The 15,895-nt window shown below is 42.1% G+C and carries 14 protein-coding genes; 9 read left to right on the top strand and 5 right to left on the bottom strand.

Going from position 1 to position 15,895, the window contains the following annotated elements:
• Positions 1–104 precede the first annotated feature (104 nt).
• The 9 genes from cmk (at position 105) to NY014_RS08585 (ending at position 7,861) form a co-directional block, all read left to right on the top strand.
• Complete coding sequence (gene cmk / locus NY014_RS08625; protein ID WP_259414196.1) at positions 105–812, top strand: (d)CMP kinase; 708 nt, start codon at positions 105–107, stop codon at positions 810–812.
• Positions 793–1,689: a 4-hydroxy-3-methylbut-2-enyl diphosphate reductase gene (locus NY014_RS08620; protein WP_259414195.1), complete on the top strand. Its 897-nt coding sequence runs from the start codon at positions 793–795 to the stop codon at positions 1,687–1,689. Before cmk ends, NY014_RS08620 begins: the two co-directional genes overlap by 20 nt.
• A 134-nt stretch (positions 1,690–1,823) precedes the next feature.
• Positions 1,824–3,176 (top strand): Na(+)-translocating NADH-quinone reductase subunit A, encoded by a 1,353-nt coding sequence (locus tag NY014_RS08615; RefSeq protein ID WP_259414194.1) that lies wholly within the window; start codon positions 1,824–1,826, stop codon positions 3,174–3,176.
• 2 nt (positions 3,177–3,178) lie between these two features.
• Entirely contained in the window at positions 3,179–4,378 is a 1,200-nt protein-coding gene (locus NY014_RS08610; protein ID WP_259414193.1) for an NADH:ubiquinone reductase (Na(+)-transporting) subunit B, read from the top strand.
• Complete coding sequence (nqrC, locus tag NY014_RS08605; protein WP_259414192.1) at positions 4,365–5,132, top strand: NADH:ubiquinone reductase (Na(+)-transporting) subunit C; 768 nt, start codon at positions 4,365–4,367, stop codon at positions 5,130–5,132. Before NY014_RS08610 ends, nqrC begins: the two co-directional genes overlap by 14 nt.
• A gap of 30 nt (positions 5,133–5,162) precedes the next feature.
• On the top strand, positions 5,163–5,846 hold the full coding sequence (locus NY014_RS08600) for an NADH:ubiquinone reductase (Na(+)-transporting) subunit D (protein ID WP_259414191.1): 684 nt from the start codon (positions 5,163–5,165) through the stop codon (positions 5,844–5,846).
• A 15-nt stretch (positions 5,847–5,861) separates the two neighbouring features.
• Entirely contained in the window at positions 5,862–6,473 is a 612-nt protein-coding gene (gene nqrE, locus NY014_RS08595) for an NADH:ubiquinone reductase (Na(+)-transporting) subunit E (protein ID WP_135072956.1), read from the top strand.
• Positions 6,474–6,620: 147 nt separating this feature from the next.
• Positions 6,621–7,247, top strand: a complete 627-nt coding sequence (locus NY014_RS08590) for a 3-keto-disaccharide hydrolase (protein ID WP_259414190.1) — start codon at positions 6,621–6,623, stop codon at positions 7,245–7,247.
• Positions 7,248–7,306: 59 nt separating this feature from the next.
• A complete protein-coding gene (locus tag NY014_RS08585) occupies positions 7,307–7,861 on the top strand; it encodes a DUF502 domain-containing protein (RefSeq protein ID WP_135072960.1) in 555 nt (184 codons plus the stop codon).
• 4 nt (positions 7,862–7,865) lie between these two features.
• Here NY014_RS08585 and NY014_RS08580 read toward each other — a convergent pair whose 3' ends face one another.
• The 5 genes from NY014_RS08580 to dnaE form a co-directional block, all read right to left on the bottom strand.
• On the bottom strand, positions 7,866–8,768 hold the full coding sequence (locus NY014_RS08580) for a TolB family protein (protein WP_259414189.1): 903 nt from the start codon (positions 8,766–8,768) through the stop codon (positions 7,866–7,868).
• Positions 8,769–8,816: 48 nt separating this feature from the next.
• Positions 8,817–9,857: a selenide, water dikinase SelD gene (gene selD / locus NY014_RS08575; protein ID WP_259414188.1), complete on the bottom strand. Its 1,041-nt coding sequence runs from the start codon at positions 9,855–9,857 to the stop codon at positions 8,817–8,819.
• A complete protein-coding gene (gene mnmH, locus NY014_RS08570) occupies positions 9,829–10,884 on the bottom strand; it encodes a tRNA 2-selenouridine(34) synthase MnmH (protein ID WP_259414187.1) in 1,056 nt (351 codons plus the stop codon). Before mnmH ends, selD begins: the two co-directional genes overlap by 29 nt.
• A gap of 64 nt (positions 10,885–10,948) precedes the next feature.
• A complete protein-coding gene (trxA, locus tag NY014_RS08565; RefSeq protein WP_135072969.1) occupies positions 10,949–11,269 on the bottom strand; it encodes a thioredoxin in 321 nt (106 codons plus the stop codon).
• A 120-nt stretch (positions 11,270–11,389) separates the two neighbouring features.
• The gene (gene dnaE / locus NY014_RS08560) at positions 11,390–15,682 is read right to left on the bottom strand and encodes a DNA polymerase III subunit alpha (protein ID WP_259414186.1); all 4,293 of its coding nucleotides are present in this window, start codon (positions 15,680–15,682) and stop codon (positions 11,390–11,392) included.
• Between the last annotated feature and the right edge of the window lie 213 nt (positions 15,683–15,895).

Genomic DNA, 15,895 nt, shown 5'->3' with positions numbered 1-15,895 from the left:
AGGAGGAGAAATAAAGGCGGAATTCCCGACTCTCTCCAATTCATTTGCTTTAAAACTACTATATTTGCCCCAGAAAAATAAAAGGAGGCAAGCGCACTTTTTGGATGGGAAAAATAGTCATTGCAATTGACGGATATTCTGGTTGTGGAAAAAGCTCGACTGCAAAAGCAGTAGCCAAAGAATTAGGGTACACCTATATCGATTCAGGGGCCATGTATCGGGCAGCCACGCTGCATTTTTTAAATAATTATCTCACTGCTACCAATCCCAAGGATATTCAAAAGGGCCTGAAGGATTTGGAGATCAGTTTTCAACTGAACCCTGATACCGGTCAACAAGATACCTACTTGAATGGACTGAATGTAGAGCAAGAAATTCGAAGTATGCGTGTATCCGAACGAGTAAGTGATTTCGCTAAAGTCAAGGAAATTCGGGAAGAACTCGTGGCCCAGCAGCAACGTTTAGGGAAAGAAAAAGGTGTCGTCATGGACGGTCGAGATATCGGTTCTGTCGTATTCCCGGATGCTGAGCTGAAGGTTTTCATGACTGCTGATCTTGATACCCGGGCTTTCAGAAGGCAAAAGGAACTCATCGAGCGTGGCGAAATTGTAGACCTCGAAGATATTAAGGCCAATTTGGGTGAAAGAGACCGGATAGACAGTAGTCGAAAAGAAAGCCCTCTTTTGAAAGTGGAGGATGCTGTCGAAGTAGACACCAGTAATTTGAATTTTGCGGAGCAAGTTGCACAAATCGTGGACCTTGCAAAGCAGCGAATTAATCAAATAGAGAATTATGCAAGTAACCATCGATAAAAATTCAGGCTATTGCTTCGGAGTTGAATTTGCCATCAAAATGGCAGAGGATGAAATGGAGCAATCAGACAAACTCTATTGCCTGGGCGATATCGTGCACAATGATATGGAGGTCAAGCGGCTGGCTGACAAAGGTCTTGTGGTCATTGACCGGGATAAACTTTCTGAATTGAGTGATTGCAAGGTTTTGATCAGGGCTCACGGCGAACCGCCTGAAACCTACAGAACTGCCATCGAAAATAATATCGAGCTGATTGATGCTTCCTGTCCTGTAGTGCTGAAACTACAGCATCGTGTAAAAACTGCTTTTGATAAAATGGAGCGGGAAAATGGTCAGGTGGTTATTTATGGCAAAAAAGGCCATGCAGAAGTCATAGGATTGACTGGTCAGACCATGGAGAAAGCTATTGTGGTGATGGAGGATTCTGATTTGGAAAAAATTGATTTCAATCGTCCAGTAACCCTCTTCAGCCAAACAACCAAGAGCACTAAAGGCTTCTATGAATTATCCCAAAAAATCCAGGATCGCATCAAAGCATCCAAGGGGGAATTGACTGAAGTGGATTTCAATGCAAATGATTCCATTTGTCGTCAGGTTTCTAATCGAGAGCCTCAACTTCGGCAATTTGCCAAAGAAAATGACGTAATCATTTTCGTTTCCGGAAAGAAAAGTTCCAATGGAAAAGCCCTTTATCAAGTGTGTTTGGAAGAGAATCCCAGAAGTTTTTTTGTTGAAAATCAAACAGAGATACAACCTGAGTGGTTCTATCCATCAGACAAAGTGGGGATTTGCGGAGCGACTTCCACGCCAATGTGGTTGATGGAGGATGTCAAAAATCACCTAGAGTCCATGGAAGCAAATACGCTTCCTGCCTGAAATTGAGGGGGTTCAGGTTAAAATCCTACCGCTTACGAGAAAGTTGAAAGATTAAAATTCAAATCGCCTCAAAATAAAAAGGTTATTTATTAGATTTGGGGCGTTTTTCAAAAGCCCATAGTTACGAAATAGATATGTCAAAAAACGTGAAGCTTAGGAAAGGCTTTGACATCAACCTGGCAGGAAAAGCAGCCAAAGAAATGGTTGACTTTGAGCCGGCTCAAACCTTTGCCATTAAGCCGACAGACTTTGTGGGTATGCAACGACCCAAAGTTCTTGTCAATGAAGGGGACACTGTCAAAGCAGGTACACCCATCCTATTCGATAAAGCCATGGACCAGGTGCAATACCTGTCTCCAGTATCCGGCGAAATCATCGAAATCAAACGTGGAGAAAAGCGCAAACTTCTTGAGATCAAGATTCTAGCTGACAAAGAAATCAGTTATGAGAATCTTGGTAAAATCGACCTGAAATCAACTGACCGATCTACTTTGGTTGAAAAGTTGGCTGCAGGGGGAGTTTGGCCTCATATCATCCAACGGCCCTATGGGGTAGTGGCGAATCCTGCGGACGAGCCGAAGGCAATTTTCATTTCTGCCTTTGATTCCAATCCGCTCGCTCCAGATATGGGATTTGTTCTTCAGGGAGAAGAGCAATATTTCCAAGCTGGTTTGGACGCCTTGACCAAATTAACTAGCGGAAAAGTACACCTGAATGTAAACGGAGCTGAGCAAGTTCCTTCATTATTTGCAAATGCTAAAGGTGTGCAAATCAATAAATTCTCCGGAGCTCACCCTGCTGGAAATGTAGGTGTGCAAATCCACCATTTGGACCCAATCAACAAAGGCGATATCGCTTGGACAGTAAGCCCTGTTGGTGTAGTACAAATGGGTAAATTGATTTTGGAAGGCAAGTATGATGCTTCCAAAACCATTGCAGTGACCGGATCTGAATTGACAAATCGAGGATACGTAAAAACCATCTCCGGAGCTTCTGTTTCTACATTTGTGAAAGGGAATCTTCAAAGTGGAAATATCCGGGTGATTTCTGGTAACGTGTTGACAGGAGAAAAAATCTCCATGGAAGGTTACCTTGGTTTCTATCACAATCAAATCACTGTAATTCCTGAAGGAGACTATGAAGAGTTTTTGGGTTGGTTGATGCCAAGTACCAAAAAACTTAGCTTCCATAAAGCAATCGGAATGCTTTCTTTCTTGAATAAGGGAGAATTCAAAGTTGACACCAATACACACGGGGAGGAGCGTCCTTTCGTGGTATCCGGTGTGTTCGAAAAAGTCCTTCCAATGGATATTCTTCCTACCTACTTGTTCAAAGCAATCATTGCAGAGGACTTTGACGAAATGGAAGAGCTAGGACTTTATGAAATCATTGAAGAAGATGTAGCCCTCTGTGAATTTGTGGATCCTTCTAAGAATGATTTGCAGCAGTTGGTAAGAAGTGGGATTGAATTATTAATGTATAGCTAAATATGAAGGCATTACAAAATCTTTTCGATAGCATAAAGCCGAACTTTGAGAAAGGTGGCAAATGGGAAAAGTTTTATACTCTTTATGAGGGACATAGAACCATTGCATTTGCTCCTGATTTGACTACCAAATCAAAAGGTGCGCAAATTAAAGATGCTACTGACCTTAAGCGAGTGATGATCACGGTGGTAATCGCCATGATTCCTGCGTTGATCTTTGGTATCCTCAATATTGGTCATCAACATTTCTTGGCGATCGGTGAAGAAGTTACTTGGATAGACAAGGCCTTGTTTGGTCTTTGGTCTGTATTACCTATTCTAATTGTATCGTATGCGATAGGCTTGGGTACTGAATTCACCTTCTGTGTGATCAGAAATCACCCTGTTTCTGAGGGATTCTTGGTTACAGGGATGTTGATTGCGCTGGTGATGCCTCCGCATATCCCGCTTTGGCAAGTGGCTTTGGCTACTGTTTTTGCCGTAGTGGTAGGAAAAGAGGTGTTTGGTGGTACAGGAATGAATATTTTGAATGTGGCTATGACAGCTCGTGCATTCTTGTACTTTGCTTATCCAGCTCAAATCTCTGGTGATCAGGTATGGACCTATATGGGAGATCAAACTCCTGTTGATGGTTTCTCTGGAGCTACTGCTTTGGCAGTGGCATATAATGCAGGAATCGACGGTGTACCTGTCAGTGATGCCTTAGCATCTCATAATGCTTCCTTGGGAGCTGATTTCAGTTTCTGGAATATGTTTATGGGATGGATTCCTGGTTCAATTGGTGAGACATCTACTTTGATGGCTTTAATTGGAGCAGTAATTCTGATTTATACAGGAGTAGCAAGCTGGAAAATTATCGTATCCGGATTCGGTGGAGCCTATTTGATGGGCTTGGTGATGAATCTATTTGCATCCAATGAATTCATGGCTATGGCTCCTCATTTCCATTGGGTGATGGGTGGTTTGGCATTTGGTGTGGTCTTTATGGCGACTGACCCGGTATCTGCAGCTCAAACCGAAACAGGTAAATGGATTTATGGATTTTTGATCGGTGCTTTGACCGTTATCATTCGGGTAACTAACCCAGCATATCCAGAGGGAATTATGCTAGCCGTTCTTTTGATGAACGTCTTTGCCCCATTAATTGACTATTACGTAGTGAAGGCTAACAAAACAAGGAGGTTACAACGTGCAACAGTCTAACGCATATATTATCACATTTTCGGTCATTTTGACCGTTATTCTTGGCTTGCTTCTTTCAGGCACTTCTCAGGTATTGGGACCTTTGCAGCGAGAAGCTGAAGCTTTGGATAAGAAGAAGCAGATTTTGGGAGCTGTGATTTCTGGAGATGAAATCAGCGCCATGTCTCCTGAAGAGGTAAATGCTTTCTATACTTCTCACATTGCTGCTACTGTAGTAGATATCAATGGTCAACAAGTTACAGAAAGAGACGGTGCTGCAGTTACCGCAGAAAATGTAGATATCGCTAAGAACTACAAAATGCCTGCTGAAGACAGATTGTATCCTGTGTTCATTTATCATGCTGAAGGAAATCCAGATGCAGTTGAATCCTACATTTTGCCTCTTTACGGAGCAGGACTTTGGGATGCTATCTGGGGATATATTGCTTTAGATACTGATATGAATACTGTAGGTGGTATAACCTTAGCTCACGCTGGTGAAACTCCAGGATTGGGTGCGAGAATTACCGAAGCCGGAGTACAGCAACGATATGTAGGAAAAGAAATCTTCGATGAATCTGGTGCTTTGGTGGCTGTTGAAATGCAAAAAGGAGAAGGAAAAGACTACTCTTCCGATCCGCATAAGGTTGACGGTATGTCCGGGGCTACTATTACAGGTAATGGTGTGAATGCAATGTTGAAGGCTTATTTGGGTCATTACAGTGCATTTATCGAATCCAAGAAATCATCACAGGCTGTTGCAGCAGCTTTTTAATCAATCAATCACTCTCTGACAATCATACGTATGAGTACTGAAACAGTAGAAAAAGCGATCGAGAAAAAGCCCGCAGAAGCTTTATTCTCTAAGCGTAGAAAAAAACTCATCACGGATCCTTTGGTGGATGACAACCCGATCACCATTCAGGTATTGGGAATCTGTTCTGCCCTGGCTGTGACTACCCAAATGAAGCCTACTTTGGTTATGGCTATCTCGGTTATTTTCGTAATCGTGATGTCTAACTTGGTGATTTCAATCATGCGGAACACCATCCCAACTCGAGTTCGTATCATCGTTCAATTGGCGGTAGTTGCGACTTTGGTAACCCTGGTATCCGAAGTATTGAGAGCCTTCGCTTACGACATGTATAAGGAATTGTCTGTATTCGTAGGATTGATCATTACCAACTGTATTGTAATGGGTCGTTTGGAAGCATTTGCTTTGGGTAACAAGCCTTACGATTCAGTATTGGATGGATTCGGTTCAGCACTTGGATATTCTTGGATCATTTTGACCGTGGCTTTCTTCCGAGAGCTTTGGGGATCTGGTTCTGTATTTGGAATTCCAGTATTTGAATATATCTCTGGTATTTTCGGTCCTGATTTCAAACTGGCTACTAATGGCTTGATGGTTTCTCCTGTAGGAGCTTTCATCATTTTAGGTTTGATTATCTGGGTACAGCGTACCAAGACTGGCTATGTAGAACACTAAAACCGGTAGAAGAAAATGGATTTAATCAATTTAGGTATTCGGTCGATCTTTATCGACAACATGGTTTTCGCTTACTTCCTCGGCATGTGTTCATTCCTAGCCGTTTCCAAAAAAGTAAGTACAGCCCTTGGTTTGGGTGCTGCGGTTATTTTCGTATTGACCGTAACTGTTCCAGTCAACTGGCTTTTGAATGAATATGTATTGAAAGAAGGTGCGTTGACTTGGGTTAATGCCGAATTGGCAACCGTTGATTTGACTTTCTTGCGATTCATTATGTTCATCGCTATCATCGCTGCCATGGTACAATTGGTTGAGATGGTTGTTGAAAAATTTGCTCCTGCTCTTTATGGTGCTTTGGGTATCTTCTTGCCTCTAATCGCTGTAAACTGTGCGATCTTGGGTGGATCCCTTTTCATGGCTCAGCGTGATTATACTTTGGCTGAGTCTGCTGTTTATGGTTTCGGTTCCGGTACAGGATTCTTCTTGGCCATCGTAGCCTTAGCAGCAATTCGTGAAAAATTGAAGTATTCTGCAGTTCCTAATGGTTTGAAAGGATTGGGTATTACCATGCTTTTGACTGGATTGATGGGAATTGCCTTCATGTCATTCATGGGTATTGATCTATAAAATTAGATTTCATCAATATTGCGAGACCCTGAAAATTTCAGGGTCTTTTTTTGTTTTAGGCAATGGTGAAAGTTCTGGATTTTTTATTCAGAAAGGAATTGACCTCTTTTCTAATTATCTTCCCATATTCAATCAAAATTCCTAGCCATGAAAAACCTATTGTCGCTCTTTTCATTTTTCCTCATTTTCTTTTCCGCACAATCCCAAACTGGTCAATGGATAGAACTCTTTAATGGGAAAGATCTAGAAGGATGGGAGATTTCAGAGAATCCCAGTTCCTTTTCTGTCGTAGATGGGATGATCAAAGTTGATGGACCTCGAGCCCATGCTTTTTATCAAGGGCCGGTTGGAAATCATGATTTTAAGGATTTCGAATTGCTAGTGGAGGTGAAGACCATGCCCAAGGCAAATTCTGGAATTTTCATTCATACCCAATATCAAGAAAGCGGCTGGCCCAATAAAGGGTATGAGATCCAGGTCAATCAAAGCCATAGCGATTGGAGAAAATCCGGAAGTCTTTATTCTTTCAATGATGTAAGAGATGTTTATGTAGAAGATGGGGAGTGGTACACCTATCACATCATTGTAAAAGGAGATCAGGCTATGGTTAAAATCAATGATCGGATTGTGATGGAGTATGATGAGTCTGAGGATTCTAATCGTCCTGAAAATGCCGGAATGAAGGAGTTTGATCGTGGTACAATCGCCTTGCAGGCTCATGACCCTGAGTCTGTGATTTATTACCGAAGTGTAAAAATCAAGCTTCTGGATTAAGATCTTAATAAATTTTTTGAGGCAATTCGATACGGCATTTCTTTTGCCTATAAAATGCTATGGCATTTACTTATAGGCGAATTCTATCCTATTTCTTTAGAGGGTTATTGTTTCTTACTCCCCTTGCGGTCACAGGATATGTGATCTATGCGATTTTCGTTTTTTTGGATGGATTGATTCCTGTCCCTTTTCCGGGAATAGGTATCGCCATGGTATTGGCTTTGATTACATTTATTGGCTATCTGGCCAGCCTATTTTTCACCAAGCCTTTTTTTGACCTTTTTGAGCGAGCAGTATTTAAAATTCCCTTGGTTAATCTGCTCTATACTTCGATCAAGGATTTGATGGCAGCTTTTGTGGGGGAAAAGAAAAAATTCAGCTCCCCTGTAATCGTGCAGGTTTCTGAATCACTTTCACGATTGGGTTTTATCACTCAAGAAGATATGTCTATCATCGGAGAGCCGGAATTGGTAGCTGTTTATTTTCCACACAGCTACAATGTATCTGGAAACGTATTCCTCGTTCCCAAAGAGAAAATCAAACCCTTGAAGGGTGTGAAAAGTGCCGACGTGATGAAGTTTATGGTTTCGGGTGGAGTGTCGAGCTTGAAGTAACAATTCAACGATGATACCTCACAAAAGCAATCCACTCTCCATCAGGTGACCAGGAATGCACATTGATGGTACCTTGGCCACCATAGAATACTGGAGTCAAGTCCCGGATTTCTTTACTTTCTACATCTAAAAGCCTCAACTTGACATCCTTTCCAAAAGGATGTGCTCCTTTTTGGTCTTCTAAGTAGGAAATAATCACTGCAGTTTTTCCATCTGGTGATGGATGAGGAAACCAATTGTCGTAGTCATCAAAAGTTAACTGTTCTTGTCCACTTCCGTCTGGCTTCATTCGGTAAGCATGCATTCTTCCAGTTCGGTGACTGTTGAAGTAAATCCACTGTCCATCATAGGAATATTCCGGCCCATCGTCTAAGCCTTCGGCAGAAGTTAAGCGAACTTCTTTCCCTCCTTCAGTAGGAATTCCCCAGATATCCCAAGCGCCGTTTCTTTCTGCACAATAGACCAAAGTCTTCCCATCAGGACTGATTCCGTGCCAGTAGCTTGGATAATTTTCAGTGATTAGTTTGGGTGTTCCTCCCTCAATGGGGATCGTATAAATCCGTGAACTTAGCCCTTCATCATTTCGGCTAAAGACCAGCGTTTTTCCATCAAAACTGAGCCCATGATCATTGTTTACCCGGTCAATTTGATCAGGAAAAAGAAGTCCCAACTTTTGACCGTCTAGACCAATTTTCTCTAATTTTCCTGCGGCATTTATCAAGAGATAGTTTCCGTCTCTTGACCAATTGGGGGCTTCAAAGTGTCTGTTTTCTAGCAGAACAGTTTTTTCCTCTCCCGAATGAATATTCAGAATGACGAGTTCACTCTTTATGTTTTCAGGCACCTGGGAAAATGTGAGGAGAGGAACTAGCACAATCAAAAGGGAAAGGAGAAATCGGGAAATCATTTTAGCTGGGGTTGATGGCTTAATAAGTTACCAATCTTCTCCCACAATTTACAGCACTTCGACTTTAAAGTCCTGTTTTTCAATAAATCGTCCAATCTCCCAGACGATTTGGTTTTCAGACTTCATGGTGTCTTCAAACCATTTTTGATTTTCTTCTCCCACGGCTATTAATAGTCCGCCACTAGTTTGAGGATCACAAAGTGGCACCAAATCCATTCCATTTACCCCTTTTGCTTTTGATTGAAAAGCATTCCAGTTTCGGTAGGTGTTGTCTGGAAAAATAAATTGCTTGATGTAATCTTGAACCCCTTCAAGAATGGGAAGCTTCGAAAAATCAACTTGTGCAGAAATTCCAGATGCTTCAGCCAGTTCGATCAGATGCCCCAAAAGTCCAAACCCAGTCACATCCGTCATGGCATGGACTTCCTCATGATTTCCCAAAACCTGCCCGATACGATTTAAACGACAGGCCGTATCCACTAAAGTCAGGTAATCTTCATCTTTGATTTTTTGCCTTTTCAAAGCTGTTGCTAATACACCAATCCCTAAAGGTTTTGTTAGATAAATGAGATCATTCGCTTTAGCGCCTTGGTTAGTTTTGATTTTTCGTGGATGAACAATCCCATTTACCGAAAGTCCAAAAATCGGGTCTTTTGCAGCAATACTATGTCCTCCTGCCAATTCAATCCCAGCAGTTTTACAGATGCTTTTTGCACCTTCAAGGACTTTTGCAGCTAGTTCGGGAGCGATTTTTTCTACCGGCCAACTTAAAATTGCATTGGCGAAAAGTGGCTTTCCTCCCATGGCATAGACATCCGAAATGGCATTGGCAGCAGAAATTCTTCCAAAATCAAAAGGGTCATCTACAATTGGTGTGAAAAAATCTACCGTGTTGACAATGGCCAAATCTTCACTCACCTGATACACGGCAGCATCATCTTTGGCGGAATTACCAACCAGCAAATTGGGATCTGTCTGAGTCCAGGATTCGCTGGAAGAAAGAATTTGATCTAGAACAGCGGGTGCGATTTTACATCCACATCCAGATCCTTCACTCCATTCAGTCAATCGTATTTTTTGCTCGTTCATATAGTTGGTCTTTCGAGTGGATTAGCAAATCAATTTGTTTTGCTAAAGACAAGCCTGTCAAATCCAGGTTTAAAGTATGTTCTTTCGGATGTTTTTCCAGTTCAAACTCGTAGGCTTTGTCGTAGTATGTCAATAGGTTTTGAATCCAGCGTGGATGATCTCTTTCTTCTATGGCTTCCAAAGCTTCTTTGGTTCGTAGTCCTCCCAATTTCTTCCTTAGTTTTTTGACAGCCTGTTTCAATTCTTCTTTTGGAAGTCCAGCATATTCTGACTCAATATGGGCTATCCTTTCATGTTCTGATTTGCTGATATCCAAATGTGGGCTTGCCTGCATTTGGGAGAAAAATACATCCGGGAGGATTACGCGGCCGATTTTTCTGCTTTCATTTTCCACCCATATAGGAGAATCTGAATTCAGTTGAAGCAGTGCCTCTGCCAGTTTATTTTCAAACTGTTCTACCGAAGGTTGAGGGTCTTGTCCAATTCCACCAAAGGCCGAACCTTTGTGATGAGCTAGATCTTCCAAGTCCAAGACTTGTTCCCCAGCTTCTTTCAAATGCTGAAGTAAAACTGTCTTTGCAGTACCTGTTTTTCCGCCAAGGACAATAAAATTTCGCTTTTTTCGAACTTCCTCAAAGGTGAAGTTTCGGTAGGTTTTATAGCCCCCTTTTAGCCTAAATACTTCAAAACCAACCATGCTCAAAAGCCAGGAGAGAATTTGACTTCGCATACCTCCTCTCCAGCAATAGAGAATGATTTTCCGATTTGGAAAACGCTTAATGACTTCTTTTTGAATTTGATGAAATCGTGGTCCTACTAATTCAAAGCCTTTTAAAGTAGCCTTTTCACTTCCTTCTTCTTTGTAAAGTGTACCGACTGTTTTCCGCTCTTGATCATTCAAAATCGGGATATTGATTGCTTCAGGAATATGGCTTTGGGAAAATTCTCCCTCACTTCGTGCATCTAGGATGGGGAGCTTTTGCCGAAGTTCTAAATATTCAGAAAGTGAAATCAGGGTCTCTTTCATACAATCCGAATATAAAAAAATGCCACTGGAATTCCGGTGGCATTTCGTTTTGAATAAGTTTTTATTAAAGCTGTGCTTCCAACTTTTGTGTCAAGATCGTTTTTGGAACAGCACCGATTTGTTTGTCTACAATTTGGCCGTCTTTAAAGAACAATAGCGTAGGGATAGATCTAATTCCAAAGGCTTGTGCTACACTTGGGTTGGTGTCAACATCAACTTTCCCGATGATGGCCTTTCCTTCATAATCTCCAGCCATTTCTTCTACGATTGGCCCAATCATTTTACAAGGCCCACACCACTCTGCCCAAAAATCAATCAATACGGGCTTATCTGTTTTGATAACTTCCTCAAAGTTGGCGTCAGTTATTTCTACTGCTTTTCCCATTTTATAATACGTTTAGTTTCGGTTCAATTCCTCAAATATATGAGAGAAAGTAGATTAGAGGGCAATAAGTTCAAATTGCTTGGCAAATAATTTCTATGAGCGATAGTTTTTCCTTTATAACTAGCTGCTGATCACCTTGTAGGCAATCTCTGGAATGAGCTTTAACTCGCTAATTAACTCTTCGCAAGGGTTAATGGAAAAGCGCTTCGAAAATAGCTCCAAGGTGATGTTTTCTTTCCGGTCTTTAACTGTGAAATATAATTTGGCATCGCCTTTATACTTCTCGGTAATGCCCTCCAATTTTTCCATCAAGTCATAATTGAGGTCGTCCAAATCTATGTTTACCCGAAGACCTTTAACCATTTTACCTCTCACCTCAGAAAGGAGCATGATAGAGCTCACCTTGAATTCCAATTCGTTTTCGGCCCATTTCTTCTGACCGACTTTTCCTTTAACGAAGAGGAACCAACCTTTCATGAAATATTCCTTATACTTCACATAATCATCTCCGAAAAGGAAGAACGTGAAGCCTCCCTGATAGTCTTCCAAAGTCAACGTGCCAAAAGGCTTTCCATTCTTGGTAGTTCGATGAGCAAAGTCCGTAACAATTCCTGCCAGCTGAACTTCATTTTTGGAACGAAGAGAGTTCAAATCATTTAAATCAGGCAAAGTGGAATTGGTAAAGCTCTCGATTTCCAATTTGTATTGATCCAAAGGATGTCCGGAGATATAAAGCCCAACCACCTCTTTTTCAATATTTAGCTGTTGAAGTTGAGAAAAAGGCTCCATTGGGTTCACGGTAGGTAAAGGAATATCCATTCCGCCGCCTGCTCCTCCAAATAGACTCACCTGAGCACTTTCTTCCTCCTGTTGTATCCGTTGTGCATATTTAACTGCCTTTTCGATCAGCGTTACATCACCTTCCGGAGCCTCTAAATATTGCCTTCGATGATGCTCTGGGAAGCAATCAAAACTTCCCGCCATGGCAAGTGCCTCCATGGTTTTCTTGTTCAGAGCACGAGAATTCACCCGCTTGGCAAAATCGAAGATGTTTTTGAATGGTCCACTCTTTTCCCGCTCCGCGATGATATCATCTACCGCTGCCGATCCTGCACCCTTGATCGCGGCCATTCCAAATCGGATTTCTCCCACTTGGTTTACGGTAAAGCCTCCTTTGGATTCATTGACATCAGGTCCCAAAACAGGGATTCCCATTCGCTTACATTCCTCCATGAAGAAGGTCACCTGTGTGATATCATTCATGTTGTTGCTGAGTACAGAGGCCATGTATTCAGCAGGATAATGCGCCTTGAGGTAAGCTGTCTGATAGGCTACCCAAGCATAGCAGGTGGAGTGGGATTTGTTAAATGCATATGAAGCAAAGGCTTCCCAGTCCGTCCAGATTTTTTCCAGCTTTTTAGGATCATGGCCTTTTGCAGCTGCCTGATCGATGAATTTAGGCTTCATCTTATCCAGCACGTCCTTTTGCTTTTTACCCATGGCTTTACGAAGAACGTCTGCTTCACCTTTGGTGAAGCCGGCAAGCTTCTGGGATAGCAGCATTACTTGCTCTTGATATACGGTAATCCCATAAGTCTCCTCGAGGTATTCTTTCATATCATCGAGGTCATAAGTGATTTCCTTTTTACCGTGCTTCCGATCGATAAACTCAGGGATATAGGCCAAAGGTCCCGGACGATAAAGAGCGTTCATCGCAATCAAATCGGCAAAAGCCGTAGGTTTCAAATCCCGCATGTATTTCTGCATTCCGGGACTTTCATATTGAAAAATGCCGACCGTCTCACCGCGTTGGAAAAGCTCGTAAGTCTTTTCATCATCGATTGGGAAATTATCCGGGTCCAATTCGATACCATGCCTTTCCTTGACGATTTTGCAGGCATCTTTAATGAGTGTGAGGGTTTTCAAACCCAAAAAGTCCATCTTTAGAAGCCCAGCAGATTCTACTACGGAGTTGTCGAATTGGGTACAAACCATATCGGAATCCTTCGCAAGCGCAACAGGGACAAAGTTGGTGATGTCATCCGGTGTGATGATTACGCCACAGGCGTGGATTCCCGTATTTCGCACGGATCCCTCTAAAACGGTCGCCTGATTAACGGTCTTGGCGGATTCGTCTTGGCCTTGAGCTACTCGTAGTAATTCCTCAGCTTTTTGAATCAATTCAGCCTGTCCTTTTAATTTATCCGCTAAGGCTGATTTGTTTTTTGCAAGGTCAAAAAGGACTTTTAGCTTCAAATCGGGAACCATATTGGCTAATCTGCTCGCTTCTTGCAAAGGCAAATTAAGTACCCGAGCAGTATCCCGAATCGCAGATTTGGCTGCCATGGTACCATAGGTAATGATTTGGGCGACCTGATTCGAACCATATTTTTTGATTACATAGTCGATGACTTTTCCGCGACCTTCATCATCAAAGTCAATATCAATATCTGGTAGTGAAACCCGGTCCGGATTCAAAAATCTCTCAAAAAGGAGATCATACTCGATTGGATCCACATTCGTAATTCCAATACAATAAGCTACTGCTGAACCCGCCGCGGAACCCCGCCCCGGCCCCACCGAAACGCCCATATCCCGAGCTGCTCGGGTGAAATCCTGTACGATCAAAAAGTAACCGGGATATCCAGTTCGTTCGATTGTTTCCAATTCAAAATCCAATCGTTCCTGAATCTCCGGTGTGATTTCACTATATCGCTTTTTAGCACCTTCGTAGGTGAGGTGTCTCAGGTAAGCATTTTCACCACGTTTACCTCCATCCATTTCATCCTGTGGGTCTTTGAATTCCTCAGGGATGTCAAATTTTGGAAGCAATACTTCCCGCGCAAGCTTGTAAGCTTCACACTTATCTACAATTTCCTGAGTACACTCGATAGCTTCCGGCAAGTCTGCGAAGAGCTTTTTCATTTCTTCAGGAGATTTCAGGTAGAATTCATCATTTGGGAAGCCATATCGGAATTCTCTACCTCGCTTTCCTACATATTTTTTTGGTTTTTCTACCAACTCCCCATCTTTTACGCAAAGCAAAATATCATGAGCTTTGGCGTCCCCTTTATCATTGTAATAGGTGTTGTTGGCGGCGAAATACTTGACATTGTATTTCTTGGCAAATTCGAGCAGAACCTCATTGACCTTCTCTTCTTCCGGAATTCCATGCCGGTTTAATTCCACATAAAAATCCTCCCCAAACTGCTCCTTCCACCAAATAAAGGCTTCCTCGGCTTGCGTTTCACCCACATTCAGGATCAAAAATGGAATCTCTCCCCAAAGTCCACCGGTTGTAGCAATTAAGTCGCCTTTATATTGAACAAGAAGTTCTTTATCAATTCGGGGTACATAATAAAAGCCTTCAATATTTGCGTAGGAGGCTAGTTTGGCCAAATTGTGATAGCCCGCTTTATTCTTTGCAAGAAGAACGGTTTGGAATCCGTCGTCCTTATTACTCTTATTTTTCCGATCTCGACATAGATTAAACTCACACCCCACAATGGGTTTGATTTCTGCAGCCATGGCAGCTTTTACAAAATGAAAAGCCCCCATCATATTTCCATGATCAGTCATGGCGATCGCTGGCATATTTAAGGATTTTGCCTTGGCAACCATAGCCGGAATCTCTGTCGTGGCCTGCAAAACCGAATACTGGGTGTGGACATGCAAATGGGTGAAAGGAACATCGACCAGTTCGGAAATATCTGCTTTACCAGCCTGCTTTAAAATTTCCTTGGCAGCTACTTTTTGTTCATCCTTTGCCTGGGCAAAATTTGCCTCACCCAAATCCGGAGCCTCGTAAATCACTTGCTCCAAAAGAATACCTTCTTCCGGTGGATGAACTCGATGGGTGATCAAACCAAAGAAACATCGAGCAGTTGCATCCACGTCATAGGCTGCATCGTGTGCATCGCCAAACCCCTTTCCAAAAAGTTTTTGATGAAGTTCAGTAAGTGTAGGCCATTTGTATTTTCCGCCTTTTCCTCCTGGAATCGCACAAAAATCAGTTGAAATGTCCTTGGTGTCCAATGGGTTTGCAGCCAAAGGCATACCCAATTCAGACCGAAGGAATTCCGAACCAACCACGTTGATGTCGAATTCGATATTATGTCCAACTAGGTACTTAGCTTCTTTAACATCTTTTTCGAAAATCTCCAAAACCTCCTGCAAAACATGACCTTCCGCTAATGCTCTTTTGGTGGAAATACCATGGACCTTTTCAGCATTGTAGGGGATGGTAAAACCTTCAGGTTTGATAATATAATTGTGATTTGAGAGAAGCTTTCCGGTTGCATCATGAAGCTGCCATGCCAATTGAACCAGCCTAGGCCAGTTGTCCAGGTCGGACATGGGAGCATTGTAATCGCGGGGTAATCCAGTAGTTTCAGTATCAAAAATGATATACATAGTCTTTCGGAAATTGAGGCTTTAAATTAGGGTATTTGAACCAAGCAAAAAATGGAATGGCAAGAATTGTCGGAGATAATTTGCCCAAATAACAGAAGAGGTTTTTAGGGAGAAAATTCGTTGGTTTTTTGAAAATTTTAGGTAGAAGGTTTGCCCTAAAACTCTATCATTCCTTTTTGAGAAATTGGATGAATTTATTTGGGATTTTCCTGA

Source organism: Algoriphagus limi (assembly GCF_024919275.1).
Lineage (GTDB): Bacteria > Bacteroidota > Bacteroidia > Cytophagales > Cyclobacteriaceae > Algoriphagus > Algoriphagus limi.
The sequence above is the reverse complement of the archived record's forward strand: the minus strand, read 5'-3'. Positions and strand labels throughout refer to the sequence as shown.

What these genes read in the sequence shown, in the direction of transcription:
- mnmH (WP_259414187.1), bottom strand. Translation starts at nt 10,884, where the DNA reads ATGAAAGAGACCCTGATTTCACTTTCTGAATATTTAGAACTTCGGCAA.
- NY014_RS08585 (WP_135072960.1), top strand. Translation starts at nt 7,307, where the DNA reads ATGGCATTTACTTATAGGCGAATTCTATCCTATTTCTTTAGAGGGTTA.
- dnaE (WP_259414186.1), bottom strand. Translation starts at nt 15,682, where the DNA reads ATGTATATCATTTTTGATACTGAAACTACTGGATTACCCCGCGATTAC.
- trxA (WP_135072969.1), bottom strand. Translation starts at nt 11,269, where the DNA reads ATGGGAAAAGCAGTAGAAATAACTGACGCCAACTTTGAGGAAGTTATC.
- NY014_RS08615 (WP_259414194.1), top strand. Translation starts at nt 1,824, where the DNA reads ATGTCAAAAAACGTGAAGCTTAGGAAAGGCTTTGACATCAACCTGGCA.
- selD (WP_259414188.1), bottom strand. Translation starts at nt 9,857, where the DNA reads ATGAACGAGCAAAAAATACGATTGACTGAATGGAGTGAAGGATCTGGA.
- cmk (WP_259414196.1), top strand. Translation starts at nt 105, where the DNA reads ATGGGAAAAATAGTCATTGCAATTGACGGATATTCTGGTTGTGGAAAA.
- nqrE (WP_135072956.1), top strand. Translation starts at nt 5,862, where the DNA reads ATGGATTTAATCAATTTAGGTATTCGGTCGATCTTTATCGACAACATG.
- NY014_RS08620 (WP_259414195.1), top strand. Translation starts at nt 793, where the DNA reads ATGCAAGTAACCATCGATAAAAATTCAGGCTATTGCTTCGGAGTTGAA.
- NY014_RS08580 (WP_259414189.1), bottom strand. Translation starts at nt 8,768, where the DNA reads ATGATTTCCCGATTTCTCCTTTCCCTTTTGATTGTGCTAGTTCCTCTC.
- NY014_RS08610 (WP_259414193.1), top strand. Translation starts at nt 3,179, where the DNA reads ATGAAGGCATTACAAAATCTTTTCGATAGCATAAAGCCGAACTTTGAG.
- NY014_RS08600 (WP_259414191.1), top strand. Translation starts at nt 5,163, where the DNA reads ATGAGTACTGAAACAGTAGAAAAAGCGATCGAGAAAAAGCCCGCAGAA.
- NY014_RS08590 (WP_259414190.1), top strand. Translation starts at nt 6,621, where the DNA reads ATGAAAAACCTATTGTCGCTCTTTTCATTTTTCCTCATTTTCTTTTCC.